Source organism: Planomonospora algeriensis (assembly GCF_977012225.1).
In genome coordinates this window covers 1-427 of sequence record NZ_CDRNDK010001114.1, presented here as the reverse complement: position 1 = coordinate 427, position 427 = coordinate 1, and the positions used below count along the sequence as shown (strand labels likewise).

Annotated in this window: 1 protein-coding gene; it reads right to left on the bottom strand. The window is 79.2% G+C overall.

The window, feature by feature from the left end; genetic code table 11:
- The coding region (locus ACWJ6R_RS38070; RefSeq protein ID WP_449066813.1) for a hypothetical protein at window positions 1-427 on the bottom strand (427 nt) is incomplete at both ends.

Sequence of the window (427 nt, the reverse complement as noted above, 5' to 3'; positions counted from 1 at the left end):
CGGGCGCCGTCCGGGCCGTCGCCCCCGCCAGCCAGCCGTACAGCACCCGCCGGCGGTGGCGCGGATCGGGCGGCGGCAGGGGGAGCAACCGGGCCTGCCCGGTCCAGAACCCCTCTTCCTCCCAGCGGGCCCGCGCCAGGTCCGCGAGCGTCTCGTGGAGTTCGCGCCTGCGCTCCCGGAGCCTGCGGCGGAGCTCCCGGTCGGGCAGCGGCGCCAGCCAGACGGCGCGTTTGAGGACGTCGACGGCGATCTGGCCCACCTGCTCGATCGCTTCGAACCCCCACTCCCAGTCCGCGGCGGCCGGGTCGTCCCCGGGCAGATCGCCGGGCACCTGGCGGACCACGTCGCGCGCCCCGGCGCACGCGGCCAGCGCGGCCTCGAAGTCCTCCCTGCGCCCAGCCGCCGCCCGCTCCCCCGCCCGACCGGC